The organism is Pseudoxanthomonas sp. Root65, assembly GCF_001427635.1.
Classification (GTDB): domain Bacteria; phylum Pseudomonadota; class Gammaproteobacteria; order Xanthomonadales; family Xanthomonadaceae; genus Pseudoxanthomonas_A.
Map to the genome: position 1 here is coordinate 373827 of NZ_LMHA01000002.1, position 19336 is coordinate 393162.

Annotated in this window: 24 protein-coding genes, 1 tRNA gene and 1 other RNA gene; 17 read left to right on the forward strand and 9 right to left on the reverse strand. The window is 64.6% G+C overall.

Going from position 1 to position 19336, the window contains the following annotated elements:
* Nucleotides 1-46: 46 nt before the first annotated feature.
* Nucleotides 47-826 (reverse strand): hydroxyacylglutathione hydrolase, encoded by a 780-nt coding sequence (gene gloB / locus ASD77_RS12280; protein WP_055941998.1) that lies wholly within the window; start codon nt 824-826, stop codon nt 47-49.
* 61 nt (nt 827-887) lie between these two features.
* Between gloB and ASD77_RS12285 the strand changes: the two genes are divergently transcribed.
* From ASD77_RS12285 to dnaQ, 4 genes are read left to right on the forward strand one after another with little or no spacing between them, the layout of a single operon-like run.
* Nucleotides 888-1547: a methyltransferase domain-containing protein gene (locus ASD77_RS12285; protein WP_055942002.1), complete on the forward strand. Its 660-nt coding sequence runs from the start codon at nt 888-890 to the stop codon at nt 1545-1547.
* 19 nt (nt 1548-1566) lie between these two features.
* Entirely contained in the window at nt 1567-2016 is a 450-nt protein-coding gene (rnhA, locus tag ASD77_RS12290; RefSeq protein ID WP_055942006.1) for a ribonuclease HI, read from the forward strand.
* Nucleotides 2013-2573: a GNAT family N-acetyltransferase gene (locus tag ASD77_RS12295; protein WP_268793382.1), complete on the forward strand. Its 561-nt coding sequence runs from the start codon at nt 2013-2015 to the stop codon at nt 2571-2573. Before rnhA ends, ASD77_RS12295 begins: the two co-directional genes overlap by 4 nt.
* On the forward strand, nt 2573-3301 hold the full coding sequence (gene dnaQ, locus ASD77_RS12300; protein WP_055942010.1) for a DNA polymerase III subunit epsilon: 729 nt from the start codon (nt 2573-2575) through the stop codon (nt 3299-3301). Before ASD77_RS12295 ends, dnaQ begins: the two co-directional genes overlap by 1 nt.
* 219 nt (nt 3302-3520) lie before the next feature.
* On the opposite strand, the gene ASD77_RS12305 is transcribed toward dnaQ, so the two are convergent.
* The gene (locus tag ASD77_RS12305) at nt 3521-4225 is read right to left on the reverse strand and encodes a PP2C family serine/threonine-protein phosphatase (protein ID WP_055942014.1); all 705 of its coding nucleotides are present in this window, start codon (nt 4223-4225) and stop codon (nt 3521-3523) included.
* Between the two features lie 217 nt (nt 4226-4442).
* Here ASD77_RS12305 and ASD77_RS12310 point away from each other — a divergent pair.
* Nucleotides 4443-4533 (forward strand) — tRNA-Ser (locus ASD77_RS12310).
* A 108-nt stretch (nt 4534-4641) separates the two neighbouring features.
* Complete coding sequence (locus tag ASD77_RS12315) at nt 4642-5049, forward strand: DUF6165 family protein (RefSeq protein WP_055942017.1); 408 nt, start codon at nt 4642-4644, stop codon at nt 5047-5049.
* A gap of 10 nt (nt 5050-5059) precedes the next feature.
* On the opposite strand, the gene ASD77_RS12320 is transcribed toward ASD77_RS12315, so the two are convergent.
* Nucleotides 5060-6103 carry a glycosyltransferase family 9 protein gene (locus tag ASD77_RS12320; protein WP_055942020.1) on the reverse strand — a complete coding sequence of 348 codons (1044 nt, stop codon included), beginning with the start codon at nt 6101-6103 and terminating at the stop codon, nt 5060-5062.
* A 19-nt stretch (nt 6104-6122) separates the two neighbouring features.
* Here ASD77_RS12320 and ASD77_RS12325 point away from each other — a divergent pair, with 19 nt between their 5' ends.
* The 7 genes from ASD77_RS12325 to ASD77_RS12355 are packed head-to-tail and all read left to right on the forward strand — an operon-like array spanning nt 6123 to nt 10827.
* On the forward strand, nt 6123-6872 hold the full coding sequence (locus ASD77_RS12325) for a 3-deoxy-D-manno-octulosonic acid kinase (protein WP_055942023.1): 750 nt from the start codon (nt 6123-6125) through the stop codon (nt 6870-6872).
* Nucleotide 6873: 1 nt separating this feature from the next.
* Complete coding sequence (locus ASD77_RS12330) at nt 6874-7626, forward strand: MBL fold metallo-hydrolase (RefSeq protein WP_055942026.1); 753 nt, start codon at nt 6874-6876, stop codon at nt 7624-7626.
* Nucleotides 7623-8636 carry a GTP 3',8-cyclase MoaA gene (moaA, locus tag ASD77_RS12335; RefSeq protein ID WP_055942030.1) on the forward strand — a complete coding sequence of 338 codons (1014 nt, stop codon included), beginning with the start codon at nt 7623-7625 and terminating at the stop codon, nt 8634-8636. The genes ASD77_RS12330 and moaA overlap by 4 nt, the downstream gene beginning before the upstream one ends.
* A gap of 16 nt (nt 8637-8652) precedes the next feature.
* Nucleotides 8653-9138: a cyclic pyranopterin monophosphate synthase MoaC gene (moaC, locus tag ASD77_RS12340; RefSeq protein WP_055942033.1), complete on the forward strand. Its 486-nt coding sequence runs from the start codon at nt 8653-8655 to the stop codon at nt 9136-9138.
* The gene (gene moaD, locus ASD77_RS12345) at nt 9135-9377 is read left to right on the forward strand and encodes a molybdopterin converting factor subunit 1 (protein WP_055942036.1); all 243 of its coding nucleotides are present in this window, start codon (nt 9135-9137) and stop codon (nt 9375-9377) included. Before moaC ends, moaD begins: the two co-directional genes overlap by 4 nt.
* Nucleotides 9378-9379: 2 nt before the next feature.
* Nucleotides 9380-9814, forward strand: coding sequence for a molybdenum cofactor biosynthesis protein MoaE (locus ASD77_RS12350; RefSeq protein ID WP_055942040.1), 435 nt, complete (start codon nt 9380-9382; stop codon nt 9812-9814).
* Nucleotides 9811-10827 carry a beta-propeller fold lactonase family protein gene (locus tag ASD77_RS12355; RefSeq protein WP_055942043.1) on the forward strand — a complete coding sequence of 339 codons (1017 nt, stop codon included), beginning with the start codon at nt 9811-9813 and terminating at the stop codon, nt 10825-10827. Before ASD77_RS12350 ends, ASD77_RS12355 begins: the two co-directional genes overlap by 4 nt.
* A gap of 360 nt (nt 10828-11187) precedes the next feature.
* Here ASD77_RS12355 and ffs read toward each other — a convergent pair.
* An RNA gene (gene ffs / locus ASD77_RS17775) (signal recognition particle sRNA small type) lies at nt 11188-11284 on the reverse strand.
* 671 nt (nt 11285-11955) lie between these two features.
* Here ffs and ASD77_RS18140 point away from each other — a divergent pair.
* Together ASD77_RS18140 and ASD77_RS18145 are read left to right on the forward strand one after the other, a co-directional pair.
* Nucleotides 11956-12648, forward strand: coding sequence for a hypothetical protein (locus ASD77_RS18140; RefSeq protein ID WP_156383617.1), 693 nt, complete (start codon nt 11956-11958; stop codon nt 12646-12648).
* 5 nt (nt 12649-12653) lie between these two features.
* The gene (locus ASD77_RS18145) at nt 12654-13454 is read left to right on the forward strand and encodes a hypothetical protein (RefSeq protein ID WP_156383618.1); all 801 of its coding nucleotides are present in this window, start codon (nt 12654-12656) and stop codon (nt 13452-13454) included.
* Between the two features lie 163 nt (nt 13455-13617).
* On the opposite strand, the gene ASD77_RS12360 is transcribed toward ASD77_RS18145, so the two are convergent.
* From ASD77_RS12360 to ASD77_RS12370, 3 genes are read right to left on the reverse strand one after another with little or no spacing between them, the layout of a single operon-like run.
* Nucleotides 13618-14094: a hypothetical protein gene (locus ASD77_RS12360; protein ID WP_055942046.1), complete on the reverse strand. Its 477-nt coding sequence runs from the start codon at nt 14092-14094 to the stop codon at nt 13618-13620.
* A 6-nt stretch (nt 14095-14100) separates the two neighbouring features.
* On the reverse strand, nt 14101-14424 hold the full coding sequence (locus ASD77_RS12365) for a hypothetical protein (protein ID WP_055942049.1): 324 nt from the start codon (nt 14422-14424) through the stop codon (nt 14101-14103).
* Between the two features lie 38 nt (nt 14425-14462).
* Entirely contained in the window at nt 14463-15212 is a 750-nt protein-coding gene (locus ASD77_RS12370; RefSeq protein ID WP_156383619.1) for a hypothetical protein, read from the reverse strand.
* A gap of 112 nt (nt 15213-15324) precedes the next feature.
* Here ASD77_RS12370 and ASD77_RS12375 point away from each other — a divergent pair, with 112 nt between their 5' ends.
* The gene (locus ASD77_RS12375) at nt 15325-15666 is read left to right on the forward strand and encodes a helix-turn-helix transcriptional regulator (RefSeq protein WP_055942056.1); all 342 of its coding nucleotides are present in this window, start codon (nt 15325-15327) and stop codon (nt 15664-15666) included.
* Between the two features lie 66 nt (nt 15667-15732).
* The gene (locus ASD77_RS12380) at nt 15733-16659 is read left to right on the forward strand and encodes an SIR2 family protein (protein ID WP_235578535.1); all 927 of its coding nucleotides are present in this window, start codon (nt 15733-15735) and stop codon (nt 16657-16659) included.
* 7 nt (nt 16660-16666) lie between these two features.
* Here ASD77_RS12380 and ASD77_RS12385 read toward each other — a convergent pair whose 3' ends face one another.
* Nucleotides 16667-18058, reverse strand: a complete 1392-nt coding sequence (locus ASD77_RS12385) for a site-specific integrase (protein ID WP_055942063.1) — start codon at nt 18056-18058, stop codon at nt 16667-16669.
* 453 nt (nt 18059-18511) lie between these two features.
* Nucleotides 18512-18886 (reverse strand): HNH endonuclease, encoded by a 375-nt coding sequence (locus ASD77_RS18635; RefSeq protein WP_082563274.1) that lies wholly within the window; start codon nt 18884-18886, stop codon nt 18512-18514.
* Nucleotides 18887-19336: the final 450 nt, after the last annotated feature.

Below are 19336 nucleotides of genomic sequence, written 5' to 3' on the forward strand. Positions count from 1 at the left end.
GCAAAGCCAGCGGCAAGAAGCGCGAGATACAGAGGGCGAGGTGGACTCATGCGCGGAAATCGTTCTTCCATTGCCGCAGCGTCGCGAACGTCTCCACCCGGTCGGCCGGGGCGCGGCCCAGGCGGTGGGACACCGCCGCGCGGATGGCGTCGGTGTCCACCCGCAGGAACGGATTGGTCGCGATCTCGCTGGCGAGCGTCACGGGCAGAGTGGGGCGACCGGCCTGGCGCATCACACGGGCGTCCTGCAGGCGTTCGCGCAGCGCCGGATTGTGCGGGTCCACGGCGCTGGCGAACGCGCCATTGGCCAGGGTGTACTCATGGCCGCAGCAGACCAGCGACGCGGCCGGCAGCGCCGCCAGGCGTTCCAGCGAGGCCAGCATCTGCGGCGGGGTGCCCTCGAACAGGCGCCCGCAGCCGAGACTGAACAAGGTGTCGCCGCAGAACAGGTGTGGTGGGCCGTCGGTGCCACCGCCGTGGAAGGCGATGTGGCTGCGCGTATGTCCGGGCACGCCCAGCACCGACAGCTGCCAGTGCTTCACCCGCACCACATCGCCATCGCCCACGCGCTCGGTGGCGTCGGGGATGCGGTCGTCCCCGGGTGCGAACACGGGCAGCGTCGGCCAGCGCGCGCGCAGGGCGGCGACGCCGCCGGCATGGTCGGGGTGGTGGTGGGTCACCAGCACCGCCGCCGGCCACAAGCCGTTGCCGGTGGCCGCCAGCACCGGGGCCGCATCGCCGGGATCGATCACCAGCGCGTCGCCCTCGTCGTCGACCAGCGCCCAGATGTAGTTGTCCTCGAAGGCGGGCAGGGCGAGCAGGCGCATCGGGGGAGGGGCTCCGGGCGGGTTACGGACGCCCGGGGGCGGCGTCCTCTACAATCCGAACATGCCTGCGTTCGCGTTTACCCGTCAACCCGATGCCCTGGCGTGGTTCGGGTCGGGCCACGGCGGATCGATCCTCGCGTCCGAGCATGCCCGGGTGAGCCAGGCGCTCACCAGCCGGTCCCCGCAGCCCTGGCTGTGGGTGTCGCCGCTGGGGGGGGATCCCGCCCATGGCGCCACACCGGCCACGCGGGGCGTGCACCTGCTGGCCACCGCCACCTCCCACCGTCTGACCGGCCACGTCCGCTGCGGATTGCCGCTGCCGCTGCCCACCGAGGCCGTGGGGGCGATCGTGCTGCAACACGTGCTGGATGCCGGCGACCCGCAGCCGCTGTTGCAGGAGTGCGCGCGGGTGCTCGAACCCGGCGGACGCCTGTGGCTGTTCGTGCTGAATCCGTGGAGCCCCTATCGCCTGCGCTGGCGCGGCGCCGGCCTGGTACCGCGCGGGCTTGGCCAATGGCACCTGCAGCTGGCGGCGGCCGGCCTGGTCGCCTCGCAGCACGTCCTGCACTACGGCCCGGTCTGGCGGGGCGTGCCCGACGCGCCCGGCCATGGACCGGCCCCGTTCCGCGCCGCGCGTCTGCTGGAGGCGGAGAAGCGCGTGGCCGGCCTCATTCCCCCTGCGCCGGTGGCGCGCGCGTGGCGCGCGGCGCCCGCCGCCTGACATCCGATCAAGAGGTTTCATGAAACACGTCAGCATCCACACCGACGGCTCCTGCCTGGGCAATCCCGGTCCGGGAGGCTGGGCCGCGCTCCTGCGCTATGGCGAGAAGGAGCGCGAAGTCGTCGGCGGCGAAGCGCAGACCACCAACAACCGCATGGAGCTGATGGCCGCCATCGCCGCGCTGGAGGTACTGACCGAAGGTTGCGAGGTCACGCTCCACATCGATTCGCAGTATGTCCGCCAGGGCATCACCGAATGGATGCCGGGCTGGGTGCGGCGCGGCTGGAAGACCGCCGGCGGCGATCCGGTCAAGAACCGCGATCTCTGGGAGCGCCTGCACGCGGCCACCGGCCGCCACAAGATCGACTGGAAGTGGGTGAAGGGCCACAACGGCGACCCCGACAACGAGCGGGTCGACGTGTTGGCACGCAATGCCGCCGTGCGCTTCCGCCACGGGGCGGTGGCGTGACGGTGGCGATCCTGCCGGGCAAGGTCATCGCCGAGACACCGCGCCTGCAACTCCACGCGATGTCCGATCGCGATGACGCCGATGCCGCGCTGATGCTTGCGCTGCTCAACGATCCCGCCTTCATCCGCCATATCGCCGACCGCGGCGTGCGGACGCTGGATCAGGCGCGCGACTACCTGCGCGACGGTGCCGTGCGCAGCTATGCGGAGCACGGCTTCGGCATGTACGCGATCCGGCGCCGTGACAGCGGCGCCCTGATCGGCAACTGCGGCCTGATCCGCCGCGAGGGCCTGGACGGTCCCGACCTGGGCTACGCGTTGTTGCCCGGGCACGCCGGCCAGGGCTTCGCACATGAGGCGGCACGGGCAGTGATCGCCGATGCCGGCGGCCGGCTCGCCCTCACCCGCCTGCGCGCCATCGTCAATCCGGACAACGTGGCCTCGATCGGCCTGTTGCAGAAACTGGGATTCGAATTCGACAGAATGATTGTGCTGCCGCATGTCGCGCACCCGCTCGACCTGTTCCACCTGCACCTGCCCACGGAAGCCGCCGCCTGATGCGACAGATCATCCTCGACACCGAAACCACCGGCCTGGAGTGGAAGAAGGGCAACCGCGTCGTCGAAATCGGCTGCGTGGAACTGCTGGAACGCCGGCCGACCGGTCGAACCTACCACCAGTACATCAACCCTCAGCGCGAGTTCGAGCAGGGTGCGGCGGAGGTGACCGGCCTCAGCCTGGAGTTCCTGTCCGACAAGCCGCTGTTCGCGGCCATCGCCGACGAGTTCCTGGCCTTCATCGACGGTGCCGAACTGGTGATCCACAACGCGGCGTTCGACGTCGGCTTCCTCGATTACGAACTGTCGCGGCTGGGTGAGCAGTACGGCCGGCTGGCCGACCGCGTCACCGTGGAGGATTCGCTGCTGCTGGCGCGGCAGCGCTTCCCAGGCCAGCGCAACTCGCTGGATGCCCTGTGCAAGCGCCTGGGCGTGGACAACACGCACCGTCAGTTGCACGGCGCGTTGCTGGACGCCCAGCTGCTGTGCGAGGTCTATCTCAACCTGACCGCCGGCCAGCGCGAAATCGGCTTCGGCGGGGCCGAGGACGCGGCGACCGGCACGGCGGTGGCGGCGACCGTGTCCTTCGATCCTGCGATTGCAGGCGCGCGTCCGCGCGTCACCGCGTCCGCCGACGAACTGGCGGCGCACGAGGCCCGTCTGGCGACATTGCGTAAGAAGGCCGGCGGCCGCTGCCTGTGGGACCCGCCGGTGCTGGAGGCTTCCTGATCGCGGCGGACGCTAGACAAGCAGTCACAACCCCGATCAAGGCGGATCGTGCGGAGCAGAGCCGAAAAGCGTTTACGACACGGATCAAAGCGGATCAAATCCAATCAAGCGAAGCGGATCGCAAATGCCCTGTTTTATCGGCCTTGATCCGCTTTGATCCGTGTCTTCATTCCTTCCCGCCGTGTGACGGGCGGGGTGCCGCCCCGGCAGGGAGGCAGATCAGTGGCAGCGCACCAGGATGGCGGTGACGTTGTCCGACCCGCCGCCGTCCAGGGCCGCGGCGATCAGCGTATCCACGCATTCCTGTGCGCTGCAGTCGTCGTGCTTGAGCGTGGCGGCGATGCTGGGATCGTCCACTTCCTCGGTCAGGCCGTCGCTGCACAGCAGCAGCTGCATGCCGGGACGCAGTTCCCCGGTCATCGTCTCCACGTTGAGGTGGTTCGGATCCGTGACGCCCAACGCCTGGGTCACGACGTTGCGGTGGGGATGGGTGCGCGCCTGTTCGCTGGTCAGCGCGCCCTGCGCGATCAGCTCCTGCACGTAGCTGTGGTCCTGGCTCAGTTGCGCAAGCTGGCCTTCGCGCCAGAGGTAGGCACGGCTGTCGCCGACCCAGGCCACCTCGAAGCGGTTGCCCTGGATGCGCGCGGCCACCACGGTGGTCCCCATCGGCAGGGTGTCGTTGCGGCGGCGCGAGGTGCGGATGATTTCCTCGTCGGCGATCCGGATGGCCTGGGCCAGCGGCGTGCCGTCGCGGATCTCGCGCACGATGGTCTCGCGCGCCAGCGCGCTCGCCACTTCGCCGCAGGCGTGGCCGCCCATGCCGTCGGCCACCAGCCACAGGCCCAGCTCGCTGTCGCCGTAGTAGGTGTCTTCGTTCAGCTCGCGCCTGAGGCCGACGTGGGAGATGTGGCCGAATTCGATCATGGTGCCCTGTCTATGCGGACGGCTTTTTCCTATCCGGTCATACGCAATGATCCGGTTGGACAGGACATCGGGCAAGGTTGGCGACCCCTGAAGGGCCTGCCGGGGTTCATCGACGTGGAAGCCAGGTGAGGCCGCGGACGGTCCGCCTTGTCGGCGCGCTTGTCCGGATGCAGCCTGCCACGTATCATTCACGCCCCCGGGGAAGCCCGGGGCCACCGGAGAGGTGGCAGAGTGGTTGAATGTACCTGACTCGAAATCAGGCATACGTTAATAGCGTATCGAGGGTTCGAATCCCTCCCTCTCCGCCAGTTTCAAGAAAGCCCCCGCAAGGGGGCTTTTGCGTTTGCGGCCGCGTGCCGTGAAGAAGCCTGCGGTGCCGCCAGCGCTAGAATGACGTCCTTTCAGCGGAGCCTTCCATGTCCGAGATCCTCGTCCCCGTGTCCTTCGGTGAGCTGCTGGACAAGATCGCCATCCTGCAGATCAAGTCCGAGCGCATGAGCGATCCGGCCAAGCTGGCCCACGTGCGCGACGAGCTGTCCGCGCTGGAGAAGACCTGGATGGCCCACCCGGTCGCCGGGCACGACATCGTCGAGCTGCGCGCGCAGCTCAAAGCCGTCAACGAGCGGCTGTGGGTCATCGAGGACGATGTCCGGCTGAAGGAGAAGGCGCAGGCGTTCGATGACGACTTCGTCCGTCTGGCCCGCAGCGTCTATATCGAGAACGACGAGCGCGCCCGCATCAAGAAGGCCATCAACCTGGCGCTGGGTTCCAGTTACGTGGAAGAGAAGTCGTACCAGGACTATCGGGCCGCCGGCACGCCCTGACGCCCCGCGATCAGTCCGCCAGGTCGCTCCGGCGCCGCTCGAACGCGGCGATGCCGTCTTCCACGGTGATCAGTTCCATCACGCCGTCGTGTTCGATCTTGCTGCCCCACTTGAGCTCCGCCGCGGGCTTGCCCTTGTAGCGGCGCGCGGCATCGTCGTAGCGGTCCACGCAGTAGCGGACGCTGGAATAGGGACCGCTGCGCCGCGGGTTGCTGGCTGCATGCAGGCCGAGCACGGCCGCGCCCACGGCATTGGCGATGTGCATGGGGCCGGAGTCGGGCGTCATCACCAGGTCGGCGCGCGCCAGCAGGGCCGGCAGCTGCTTCAGGGTGTCCTTGCCGACGAGGTCCAGCGCCGGTGACTGCATGGCGGCGATGATCGCGTCGGCCGTCTGCCGTTCCAGTTCGCTGCGGCCGCCGCACAGCACCACGCGCCAGCCTTGCGCGGCAGCGTGGTCGGCAACGGCGGCGTAACGGTCGGCGAACCAGTTGCGGCGCACATGGCTGGAACAGGGCGAGATCACTAGCGTGCGCTTGCCGTCGGCAGGCCACTGCGCGGCGGCCCACGCGTGCGCGTCCGCCGGCACCGGCAGATCCCACACCACGTCGGTCTGTTTCAGTCCGAGCGGTTCGCAGAAGCTGCCCATCGCGTCCAGCACATGGATGCCGGGACGGTCGGGGATGCGCTCGTTGATCACCAGCCCATGCAGGTCCTTGGAGCGGCTGCGGTCGTAACCGATCCGGCGGCGCGCCGGGATGAAGGCCGACAGCAGGTTCGCGCGCAGGGCCACCTGCATCTGCAGCAGGGCATCGAAACGGCCGGGCAGTTCGCGGCGCAGCGCCCGCATGCCGGCCAGTCCGGTCTGCTTGTCGTAGGTGTGGAAGGTCACGCCTTCCAGCCCGTCGAGCAGCTTGAAGCCACCCTTGTCGATCACCCAGTGCAGCGACAGTTGCGGCCAGTGTCGCTGCAGGGTGCGCACCAGCGGCACGACATGGGTCACGTCACCGAGGGCGGACAGGCGCAGCAGGCACAGTGAGTGGGGAATCGTGGACAAGTGTTGTTAGACTCGCTGGATGGTCGGTTTTGACGCTTCGGAATCCCTGACGCCGTTCCGCGAAGGCAGCGGATACGGTGCGATTCTGTTCGACCGCAAACACCTGCGGCAAGCGGATCCTGACTGGTTCGACCCGGACAAGTGGGGCGAGCGGGCCCGGCCGGTCGACAGCGGCGGCCGCGGCAGCGCCTGGTTCATCGAGGCGCCGTCCAGCCAGTGCGTACTGCGCCATTACCGGCGTGGCGGGTTCGCCGCGCGCTTCAGCCAGGACCGCTACCTGTGGCACGGGCCGGACCGGACGCGCAGTTTCGCCGAGTTCCGGCTGACCCGCGCGCTGCTGGCGCGCGGACTGCCGGTGCCGCGTCCGGTGGCGGCAAGCTACGTGCGCGACGGCATGTTCTACCGCGCCGCGATCCTGCTGGAACGGCTGTTGGAGGTGCGCACGCTGGCCGACATCGCCGGTCAGGCGGAGGCGCAGGCACCGTGGGAAAGCACCGGCCGGCTGGTGGCGCGCTTCCATCGCGCCGGCCTGGACCATGCCGATCTCAATGCGCAGAACATCCTGTTCGACGCCAGCGGTCATGGCTGGCTGATCGACTTCGACCGTGGCCGGCTGCGCATCCCCGCCACCGCCTGGCGCGAACAGAACCTCGCGCGGCTGCGGCGTTCCCTGCTCAAGTTGCGCGGCAAGCGCAGCGTGGAGGCGGTCGGCCACGACTTCGCCCACCTGCGGCGCGCTTACGACCACGCCTGGTCGCGGGGCTACTGAGGTGGGCTGGACACTGCGCTTCCTGGGCGTGGGCAATGCCGGGGCCGTCGAGCTCGGCTCGGCGATGGCGACGCTGGAGCGCGACGGTGCGCCATGGCTGACCATCGACTGCGGCGGCGAAGGACTCACCGCCTACCAGGCCCGCTACGGCAGCATGCCCGATGCCGTCTTCATCACCCACGTGCACCTCGACCACGTCGCCGGCATGGAACGGCTGTTCGTGGCGAGTTACTTCGACGCGACGCGACGCGGCCAGGTCCGCCTGTACGTGCCCGCAGCGCTGGTGCCGGTGCTGCACCAGCGCATCGCCAGCTATCCGAACGTGCTGGCCGAAGGGGGCGCGAACTTCTGGGATGCGTTCCAGCTGATCCCGGTGGGCGATGCGTTCTGGCATGACGGGCAGCGGCTCGACGTGTTTCCCGTCCGCCATCACTGGCCGGACACCGCGTTCGGCCTGCGACTGCGCGGCAGCGTGGTGTGGACCGGCGATACGCGGCCCATCCCAGAAATGCTGGCGCGCCATGCCGATGCCGGCGAGGTCATCGCCCACGACTGCGCATTGCATGGCAATCCTTCGCACAGCGGCATCGACGACCTGGAGCGCGAGTATCCGGCCGCGTTGCTGGCCCGCTGCGTGCTCTACCACTACGCCAGTGCGGCCGATGCCGAGGCCCTGCGCGCGCGCGGTCATCGCGTCGCGGCGGCGGGCGATGGGCTTGCGCTCGCCACGCCCTTGCCGACCACGCTGCCATGACGCCCGCCGTGCTGCCGCGCGATCGGCTGGGTCGTCCGCTGCATGACCTGCGGCTGTCGGTCATCGATGCCTGCAACTTCCGCTGCGGCTACTGCATGCCCGCCGACCGCGTGCCCGAGGACTATGGCACCGACGCGTCGCAGCGGCTGTCGTTCGACGAGATCGAGACCCTGGTGCGCGCCTTCGTGCGGCTGGGCATGCGCAAGCTGCGCCTGACTGGCGGCGAGCCGCTGCTGCGCAAGCGACTGCCCGACCTGGTCCGTCGCCTGGCGGTCATTCCGGGACTGGAAGACATCGCCCTGACCACCAACGGCATGCTGCTTGCGTCGCAGGCGCAGGCGCTGCACGACGCCGGCCTGCGCCGGATCACGGTCAGTCTGGATGCGCTGGATCCGGACATCTTCGCCGAGATGTCGGGGCGGCGAGGGCAGGTGGGCACCGTGCTCGCCAGCATCGACGCCGCGATGGCGGCCGGTTTCGCGCGGCTCAAGATCAATGCCGTCGTGCAGCGGGGACTCAACGAGGACCAGGTGCTGCCGCTGGTCGAACGCTTCCGCGGTACCGGTCATGTGGTCCGCTTCATCGAATTCATGGACGTGGGCGACAGCAACGACTGGCGCCAGGACCGGATGGTGCCGTCGTCGGTGCTGCGGGACCGCATCGCCGCCCGCTGGCCGCTGCATCCGCTGCAGGCGGACTATCGGGGCGAGGTCGCGGAGCGGTATGGGTTCGACGATGGCGGTGGCGAAGTGGGCTTCGTCAGTTCCGTCAGTACGCCGTTCTGCGGCGACTGCCATCGCGCGCGTGTCTCGGCGGATGGGCGACTGTTCACCTGCCTGTTCGCCGGGGAGGGCGCCGACCTGCGCAGCGTGCTCGCGCATGGCGAGGATGCCCTGCTCGCCCACGTGGCGGCGCTGTGGACCGCGCGCGGCGACCGCTACAGCGAGCTGCGGGGCAGCCCGGAAGTGCGGGACCGGCGACGTGTCGAGATGTATCTTATCGGCGGTTGAATCGCCCAGGACTTTCATGCCCCGCAACGCCCTGACCCACCTCGATGCGAACGGCCGTCCCGCCATGGTCGACGTGTCCGGCAAGGCCGCGACGCCGCGCGAGGCGCTCGCCACCTGCCGCGTGCGCTTTCCCGCCGAGGTGGCGCTCGAACTGAAACGCAACGGGCTGCGCAGTGCGAAGGGTGGCATCGTGGATACCGCGATCATTGCCGGTACCCTGGCGGTGAAGCGCACGCACGAGCTGATCCCGTTCTGCCATCCGCTGCCCATCGACGGCTGCCGGCTGTCGGTGGACTGGGATGGCGATGCCACGCTGCGCATCGACTGCCACGTGCGCACCGTCCATCGCACCGGCGTCGAAATGGAGGCGCTGACCGGCGCCACGGTGGCCGCGCTCACGGTCTACGACATGTGCAAGGCGCTGTCGCACGCGATTGTGCTGGGACCGGCGAAGCTGGTGGGCAAGCGCGGCGGTAAGCGCGACGTGGGCCAGGTGCGATGACGACGGTGACGCTGCTCTACTTCGCCAGCCTGCGTGAGCGTGCCGGCATCGCCAGCGAAACGATCTCGACGACGGCAGCGGATCTGTCCGGGCTCTACGAAGAAGTGCAGGCGCGCCATGGGTTCACCTGGCCGCGCGAGCATCTGCGCGTGGCGGTGGACGGCGAGTTCGCGCGCTGGGGCGACGCGGTGCGGGCAGGCAGCGAGATCGCCTTCATTCCCCCCGTGAGCGGAGGCTGAGCATGCCTGGCTTCCTGCTGTCCGATGAGCCGTTGGATATCACGTCGCTGCGTGCGCAGGTGCTCGATCCGCGCGCCGGCGGCTACGCCAGCTTCGAGGGCTGGGTACGCGACCATCACGGTGGCCGCGCCGTCGATGGACTGGACTACGAGGCCTATGCGGCGTTGGCCGAACGCGAAGGCCAACGCATCCTCGCGGAGGCCAAGGCCCGCTTCGATGTAATCGAAGCCGGCTGCACGCATCGCGTGGGCACGCTGGCGATCGGTGACCTGGCGGTCTGGGTCGGCGTGAGCGCCGCGCATCGCGGCGCGGCCTTCGATGCCTGCCGCTACATCATCGACCAGGTGAAGCTGCGCGTGCCGATCTGGAAGCGGGAGCACTATCGCGAAGGCGACGCGGACTGGCTGCACCCGATGGCGGAGGATGCGGGGACATGATCCGGTCATTGCCGTTCGCGCTGCTGCTGGCGGGGCTGGTCTGCGCGATGCCGCCCACGGTCCACGCCGCCGAGTTGCTGGTCGGCAACAAGTCCGCCGATACGGTCTGGCGCCTGTCGCTGCGCGACGGCCGTCGGGTGGGCGAGTTCCGTACCGGAGAGGCACCGCACGAGATCGAGGTCGCACCGGATGGCCGCTCGGCGGTGGTGACCAACTATGGCGAGGCGAAATCCGGCAGCACGCTGTCGGTGCTGGACCTGGTCGGCGGTACGCCGACGCGTTCGATCGACCTGGGCCAGCACGGCGCGCCGCACGGCCTGCGCTTCCTGCCCGACGGCCGCCGCGTGCTGGTGACGACGGAAGCCTCGACCAGCGTACTGATCGTGGATGTCGGGACGGGGGAGATCGAACGCGAGATCGACGTCGGCGCCGGCACCGGCCACATGATCGCGGTATCGCCGGATGGCCAGGTGGCGTATCTGACCAAGATCCAGTCCGGCACGCTGAGCCGGATCGACCTGCAGACCGGCACGAAGACGGTGGAGCGACCTGCGGGCAAGGGTGCCGAAGGCGTGGCGGTCCGTCCGGATGGCGCCGAGGTATGGGTGACGAATCGCGAAGACGGCACCCTCACCGTGCACGATCCGCGCACGCTCGCGGTCAAGCGGCGGATGAGCAGCAAGGGGTTTCCGATCCGCGTGGTGTTCTCGGCCGACGGCGACCTGGCCTTCGTCACCAATGCGCGTGCGGCGACGCTGGCCGTGTTCAACGCCCGGACCAAGGTGCCGGTCGCCACCGTGTCGCTGTCGCGCGATGACATGACCTACCAGCCCCCGATGTTGGGCGACGCGGCGCTGCCGATCGGCGTGGCGGTCGCAGCCGACCGGCCGCGTGCCTACGTGGCCATCAGCGGCGGCGACCGGATCGCGGTGATCGACACGCAGCGCTGGCAGGTGATCGACTACTGGGTCACCGGCCGCGAACCGGATGCGCTGGGGATCATCGCGAAGTAGCCAACCGCGCCCCGCGACACTTCCGATGCAGTGGCAATGATGCCGTCGCAACGGCAGGAGTCAGCGAATAGCCAACCCCCCAAAGGCGGTAGCCCCGCCGGCTGACCTCGGCGCCCGCATCAGTCGATCCGTTGCTGCCGCGCCCCGGGATACTTCCGTTGCGATAGCGATGATGCCGTCGCAACGGCAGGCGATAGTGAATAGCCAATGCCCGAGAAGGCGGTAGCCCCGCCGGCTGACCTCAGCGCCTGCACCAGTCGATACCGTTGCTGCCGCGGCCTGGGATACTTCCGTTGCGATAACGATGATGCCGTCGCAACGGCAGGTGATAGTGAATAGCCAATGCCCGAAAAGGCGGTAGCCCCGCCGGCTGACCTCGGCGCCCGCATCAGTCGATACCGTTGCTGCCTTCCGGCCCTGGCGGGATTTTCAACCTAGCGTCGCGAGGGGCCGACGGGGCCACCATAGACACGAAACCGCGCCGGAGCGCGGTTCTTCGTCAACCCGCCTTGGCGGGTTGCGATGAAACTGGCGGAGAGAGGGGGATCGAGTCAACCCGAACCTAAGTCCTTGATTCTCCTACAGGACGCAAACCAGGAGTGTGTCCTGTTTTGTGTCCCGCCATTGTAGCGGCTAGGCCTCCTTCATCGCTAGCCCGCCATGCGTGCCCGGCAGAGATGGCGCTCGCAGGGCGTTCCTCCTCAAGCCGCCCCCGTAGGCCAACCCTCACGGTGATCTTAATCTCATCCTCAGGTGAGATTGACACGCGGTCGTTGCTTTGCTAAGGTGAACCTAATTCCGCATCCGTCAGAACTAATTCTGTGCTGATCCGGAAGTGAACTCACCTGGTGCACTGCCGTCTAGCTGTCGTCCACGCGGCTCTAGACCAACCAGTGTATGGCTAGTCCATCGTCCGGCTGAGGAAACCGTGGTATTAGAAATGGCGCGCCGTTCGGTGCGCCTTTTCGCATTTTGGGGTCAGGAATCATGTCGGCATGGGTGGCAATAATTAAGAAGGCTTTGACGGACGTTATCGAGTCCACTCAAAGGCCCGTGACTGGCGCCAAGCTCCGCCAAGAGGTGGCACGTGTGGCCGCCGATTGGAGTGTTGAATTTCCCCCACCTGAGATGACCAAGTTCTCCTCGTTTGTAGAGAGCTTCGACAAAGATTTCATAGTTCATCGTGTTCCAGGTTCCGACGTGCTGGTCGCGCCGGCGGATCGTGCAGATCTGTTCGCTGCTGCAGTGGCCACTTCACCGACGAACTACTCACGGATGCGCCAAGATCTGTTCAAGGCGCTCACGACTATTCACTCTGCTGAGCATGGCAGAGCGGTATACCTGCCTGCAGATGATGGAGTGAAATGGCTGCAAGCGGATGACGGCGAAGCGCCACAAGATTCAGTCTTCCTGCCATCAACCTCCTTGGGTGAGGAGGTTGGTTTGAGGCGGGATTTCGCAGAGTCATTAGAAGATCAATCTGCTGGAAAGATAGCTTTGGTGGAAGCGCTGAAAAAGGACTCGCCGCTGCGCAGTTTTACACTAGCGCTCCAAGAGTTTGGCCTTGTTCGGCAGTGGCATCTATACCGACTGCGTTTTCTGGCGACGAAGCTGCGTGAGTGGTCGGTCGCCAATGCAGTGCAATGGCAACCAAGCTGGGTGACCACAAACGAGCCGCGAAATCTCCCCCGCCCAACATTGACGGCTTCCATGGCCTCGCAGTCGGATTTCTCGGGGTTGGTCGGTCAACTGAGTGATGACGAGTTAAAGAGGATAATGGTTCCTCTTGACATCGTTTTGCGGCTCATTGCGCAACGATAACTGCCATGCCGTCGGTGATACTGGCCGGATACAGACGTTCCTACGAGCGCATGCTGCGTGAGGCGCTGGATCAACATAGGGCTACGCATCCAAGGTGGACGTGGACGCTGTTTCCAGGGAATTCAAAGAATCTCGCAAATCTTGGCGCAGATCAGATTGACGAGCTACTGGATCTCTCGGCGTCACTGAATGGCGCGCCCATACTGGGCGTTTCAGAGCACTCGCAGCGAAATGAAGTGGCTCGAAGGATCGTTCCACACTTTCGTTTCCGGTGGATAGATGCAAATCTTGTCAATCAAGTTGCTCGCAAGGAGTATGCGGGGCTTCTAAACGCACTTGACGGTGCGATGAGCGAGGAGAGTTATTGGGAGGCGAACATTCGGCCAACTAAATTCTCATCGCCTCTCATGTTGCCTGAGCAGTTTGCTGCGGCACGGAGCCTTGACCAGATTTGGAGACTCGCTCGCAGCTTCAATAACATGGATCACCTAGAGACCGCTTGCTCATTGATCGAGCGCTTCAGCACTGAGCATCGAAGAAGAGTCGATGGCACAGATGCAACGCCTTGGCTTGATAGGCGCGGATGGATTTGGACGGATGGGGGCGCACCTCATGGGATTCCAGAGTTTCCTGAAGGCTGGAAGCTTTCCTATCGAATCCCCGATGGACGCCATTTCGATGTCAAACCTGGAAACTCATCCAGCACCTATACGGACGCTTATGGTAAAGGCCACTCTTTGCCGAAGAAGAAAGACTACTGGAACATCACAGTCCATGGATTCGTTCGAGGCGCTGCAAGATCATGAGTATGTCCGTGGTCTTTTTTAAGCCCCCAGTCCGTCATGGGCGAACCGCAAGACGTCGCCGCCGTTTGCCGCGATAAAAATCGAGTGCACTCTTGCGCAGTAATCTAGCGCTAAACTTGCTGGCGCAGTTCAGCTCAATCCAAGCGTGCTTTGCTTGTCAGTTCTAGCGAGGAGCAACAGTTGATCGGATCAAGCTGTAAGCCGTGCCCCCGACCAGCGGCACCACCACGTGCGCCGGCACCAAGGCTAACACCGCCAGACTGAAGATCGCTCCGGTTTGCTCGGGATAAGGAAGCGCTGGCGCAAACCCCATGCCGAGAATGGCAAAAAGGTGGGCGACCAGCACGGTCGCCCAAGTCACGAAGAAGCCCTTCCAGAACCCACCCTGCTTTAGCCCCTGCTGCGCGAAGTGGGAGTAGGGCTGTCGTTCGATCCAGTCCCGCCGCCGGTAGGCACGGTGGCTGATCCAATACAGGAAGCCGAGGACCAAGAGCAGCCCCATCGCGCCCGCAATGGCGAGCCAGCCGAGGGAATATCCCTGCTGGATCGCCTCGAAGCCCCCACCAGCGAAGACCAGGCTGGCCCCGCCGAGCAAGACCGTCGCGCAGCCAACGTGCGCGTATGAGCGTGTGGTTGTCATAGGTGCTCAGGGCCTGTGCGCCGTCCAAGTGCCCGACGCCTTGGAGAACCGGACCGGCTCCGTGAACGGCCGAACCTGGGACGTTCCGGCAATATCCAGCACGATGGAGCCGCCCACGTCGCAGACGACTCCGTCCGCCGTCTCCGATTGTCGGCAGCCACTCAAGGCGAAGTCGCGGTATTCCGTGACCTGGACGGCGCTGCCCATGGCCCCTTCGAACTTTGCTGTGATGGCTTTCTTGGCATCGCTTTCAGATGGCTGGTTGCTGCCGCAGGCGGTCAACGCAAAGGCGGCAGAGAGGGCGAGGGCGGTGTTGCGAAGAATGGTCATGAATTCGTCCTTGTTGAGAATGTGCAGGGAATGAGCTCTTACTTGTCGCGGTTGCCGTTGGGGTCGAACCCGCCGATCCACATACGGGTGTCCCGGAAGGGCGTGAGGATTCCCGAGGGGCCTGGGTAAAGGTCTTCGGCTCGCAGGTAGCCGGAGACCCACGCCACGCTCAAGGCGACCTTCCGGGCCTGCTCGGCAACGCCATCGCGGGACGTAACGACATTGAATGGCTCCCTGGGAGGATTCGGCCCGGTCGTCCGCTGGTCCCCCGTGTTGGGCTTCCCAGGGCGCACCCGCAGACCGACCATGAGATCGCTGGTGGCTTTCGTGCGGGCGTTGTCGTTGAGCTCTGCTTCCTCGCCGAGGTCGTCCCGGATGGTCAGAGGGGCGTCCGCACAGGCTTTGAAGGTTTCCGTGGTGGACGCGGTAGCGCTGGACCAGATCCGGGCTTCCACGGTCCAGCAGGGCAGGGACGCACCCCACTCCTTGTAGGTCAAAGCGACACGGGGCCAGTCCAGGCGACCGAGTTGGGCTTGCTGGTGATCCTCGTTCTTGTAGAGCCCATTGATGCGACCCGCCCCACCGATGTGGGTGTAGGGCGCGCCGGTCTGGGCACGGGTGCCGGAGCGGGGCTTGGCCCCGACCATGCGCTCGCCTGCGTCTTTCAGGCTGTCGCCGAGTTGCCGGAAGAAGCTGGGCTTCTTCTCGGGTTGGTCCTGAGCGAGGGCGGAAAAGCTGGCCAGTGCCAGTGCCAAGAGCGCGAGGGCTCCGTGTCCTGCGTGCTTCATTTGTGTGGCCCCTGTAGACCGACGAGCCGTCGGCATTTACGATAATCGCAGATGTGAAGACGGTGTCCAACCGGCACACTTAGGGGAATTCAGCTGCCGTGCAATTTTCGTCATGCCCCAACCCAAAACGCCGGCAACGGTCTATGGCAAGCGCCTTCGAAGTGCGCGGCTTGCCAAGGGCTGGACGCAAGCTGACCTGGCTAAGCGTATTGGCATGGTGGACACCGTGTCCGGGGCCACCCGCGTGAGCCGCTACGAAACCGGAACACATGATCCGGATCCGGCTACCGCGGAGGCGCTGGCGAAAGCGCTCGGCCTGCCCCTAGCTTATTTCCACGCCACGTCAGACGTGTTGGCAGAGATCATCCTTGTGGTATCCCAGCTGTCGGCCTCCAAGCAAAAAGAGGCGCTCGCGCTGCTCAAGAAGCTGCCCGAAGGGCCGAAAAAAGGATGATCCTTCGACTGTAGACGAGGCGAACTCATGCCAAGGAAGACGCTGATATTCGGAAATGGGCTCGGTATGGCCCTCGACCAGGAGTTCTTCTCGCTCGATAACGCTATCGGACGAGTCTGGGATGGAGAGGGCGCGCTGGACGAGGGGGCTAAGGATCTGATCCGGAGTTGCCTTGTTGAAGATGGAAATGTCGACAGGCCTCACGGTGAAGATGATCTAGACAACCTTCAACTCGTTGTATCCGCCTGCGATTTCCTGGGGCGGGTAGGGCGCCAAGACATCCATTGGCTGAGTGAGCATGGCCGGCAGTTCCCGAACGCAGTAAGAAAATTCCTTTATCGGACTGCGCTGCTCTTTCATCAGCGGGAGAATGGGCTGCCTGTTGAATTCACGCAACCCTTGGCTCAGTTCATCCATGAGACCAAGTCCCATATCGCCACACTGAACTACGACAACCTGCTCTATCAGCCCATGATTGAAGCCTATGTCCTCAATGGATATGCAGGAGCTTTGGTCGATGGGCTGACAAACGCGGGCTTCTCTGAAGAGAATCTTGAGCGTAAGTGGGGGCGAACATTCGGCTACTACATGCACCTTCACGGATCGCCGCTCTTTGTGGACCGCGATGGGAGTATCTTCAAGCTCCGCCAGGGCGAGCTAGATGAGGATGATGAAGTCGTCGGATCCCACATCGTGCTTACCCACGTGAAGCATAAGGAAACGGTCATATCCGCGTCCCCACTTCTAACCGCGTATTGGGATCACCTTGCCAAGGCTTTAGCTGAATCTGAAGAGGTCGTGCTGTTCGGCTACTCTGGCTGCGATCGCCACCTCAACGCGCTGCTGCGCTCTCGAGCGCCAGCGGCCGTGCGCGTGGTGGAGTGGGAAGGCGCCGGCGCTCAGCAAGAACGAGACGCGCACTGGCTCGATCTACTTGGAAAGCAGGTAGCGCTGGTGAGAAGGGATAACATTCTTAGCTTCATGGATTGGTAACACTCTCTCATGGGTAGAACTTCGTGGGGTCACTCAGTTCCTTGGAAAACTGTCCCCGCCGATAGACGGGCAGTTCTACGGGTGGACGGTAAGCAGCCAAGACTTTGATCTGCTTTGTCCTCGCCAATGCAGGCTTCTTGTGGAAGTAGGCCTCGTGTAAGACGGGCACCCTTTTGCTGAGCGAATGGCCTGTGACCAGGGCGATGTCTTCGTCGGACACGCCCTGATGGTGCAACTCAGTGGCAATGGTGTGGCGGAAAGCATGGAAGCCAACGCCTTTCGGAAATCCTAATGCTTTCATGTAAGCGCTGAATTGGTTCAGCGCAGCCTGGCTGTATCGGGCGTTGGTTTCGCCAGTCTTCTTGTTGATGCCGGCCGAGAGGTGGGGGAACAGGCGCGGGTGGCCGCACTGGCGTATGTCTGCCAAGAAATCTAGAAAGCCGGCGTCCAGAAGGGGTTGCGGGACAGGAAGGGTCCGGATGGCAGCCTTTCCCTTCACGCTTTGCCGGCTCCGTCCCCGGTTCCTGTGGGCCAAGTCCGGATCAACGGTCTTCTGGATGCGGATGCACCAGACGCCACTTTCCTGGATAACGTCCGTCAGCTTCAGTTGCGCGGCCTCGTTGATTCGGACGCCGGTGTAGAGCCCGATCATGGGCAGCCACCAACGGTGTGGATACTTCATCGCCCACGGAACGTAGGTCTCTGGAGCGAAGATGCGTTGGAGATCGGCCTCGTCGAACAAGCGCTCCGGCTTGTTGGGGTCAGTCACCAGATCCTTTTTGATCTCGTCAAATGCATCCATGGGCGACGCCGGGATGGCTTTGGTTTTGGCCAATCTTTTGAAGAAGGTGGACAAGAAGCGCCGGTGCTTCTCGAACGTGCCGGGGGAGGGCGGCTCCACGCACAGTTCTTTCCCTCGAGCCACGGCTTGCTCGAAAGTGAAGTTGCGATACAGCGGGTCGGACAGTAGAAGAGGCGGAGACCACCGCATCAGGTCCCAGAGACGATAGATGTGAGCGTGGTCGATGCGGGAAACAGGCACATCCCCGCAGGCCATCTGGAGGAGCGCCAGCGTGCGGGCCGTGGCGTCCACCGTGTCTCGTGCCAAGCCGCGGTTATCGCGGTCCCTCAGGTAGTCGGCGATCTCAACAGAGAGCAGACGTGCCGGGGTGCCGACGGGCAGAGGTTCGAGATAGCGGGTGCCGTTCTTGATCACTCGCGAGCGCCGGGTTCTCTCGTGGGCAGCGTTGAGGATCTCTTGGGCGTGGATAGCAGCTTCTCGGCCCGTGATGACCAGTTCCTCGACACGAAAGCTGCCGATGCGGACATTGAGCATCCGCAATGTGTCGCCTGGCTGGGTGAGGTAGTGCTCGAGGGCCTTCGAGGTGGGGTGTGTCATTGCTGCTGCTTCCATTGTTCCAATGGAAGTAGTCATAAAACGCCAGCCGAATTCGTCAATAAAAGACCGCGACTTTGTGGATAGCCTTAGGCGTTGCCAATCCGCCGAAACTTATGCGATTGATGCGCAGAAAAATTCCGGGCTTTAGTCAGGGCTAGTTCTTTTGCGATTCAACAAGTTAATTCGGCAGCCACACACTGATCCGCGGAGTCATTTCTGTACTGTTTAACGAAACAAGCTAACTTGAAGATCGAAAGTTGTTAGGGAAGATCTGTACGGTCGGTAAACGCCATTCGTCTGTCTCTATCCTAGGAGTAGGGGGCTTGGCTCTTAGCGGCGTCCTGGGGCGCGACGATCGAGGGGTATAGGTGCTCATCGCCACTGATCCTTAGTTGGCCCCGCCGCCATGTGCAGACCCTCGCGGTCCTAGGACGTGTCTTTAAGGGGTGGGCGTCATCCCTTGGGCGGGGGTGCCCTACGAGATTTGACGCGCAACTTGGCCAACCCAGGAGGGTGCCACTTTCCCCTCGCTAGGCGTCTTTGCACGGAGGCCCGATAGGCCTCCGGGGTGGGCGGGGACTTCCGTTTGTGCCGGCGTGAGTTGCATAGCCAGCAGGCAGCGGCGATGTTGCCGGCCACGTCCTTGCCGCCGTCTTGTTGGGCCACTAGATGTTCGGCGGTGCAGCGCAGCGGATAGGCCGTGCGGGCAGTCAGGCCGAAGGGTTCCAGCTCATCGGGTGAGGCGTTCCACATGGGCAGGCCGCAGTAGCAGCAACGGCCCTTTTGGGCGTGGAAAGCGTCGGTTCTCAAACGTTGGAGTTTGGGCATGCGTAGTCTCAGGAAAAGACAGGAAATAGCTCCCCGACGTCTCTAGGCGAGAACGCTTCGGGCACCTGTTGCCTTGAGCTAAGCAGGCAATACACCGGTGGTAAGTTCCCACGCGGCAGGGGTGTTATCGCGCCCCAAGGTGGGCGGTGTCAATATAGGCCCATGACCAGCCTTGACCAGCTAATGGAACTTATCGGTGCCCTGAGAGCCGGGCTTCCCGAGCTCTCTGCGTCCGCCCCTGTTGAAGGGGAGTTCTAGATGGCGTTTGCTGGTGATCATGTCGACCATGTGTGCCGCCGGGTCAACCAGATGTTGGCTCGGCACGCTTTCTGACTCACTTGGAGATGGGCGATGCCTGAGGGAGGAGCAGCATCCGATGTGTGGCCGGTTTGGCTTCAGGACCAGAGAGTTCAAGAGGCGCTGGAGTGGGCCGAGCATGTGCGGCGTTGG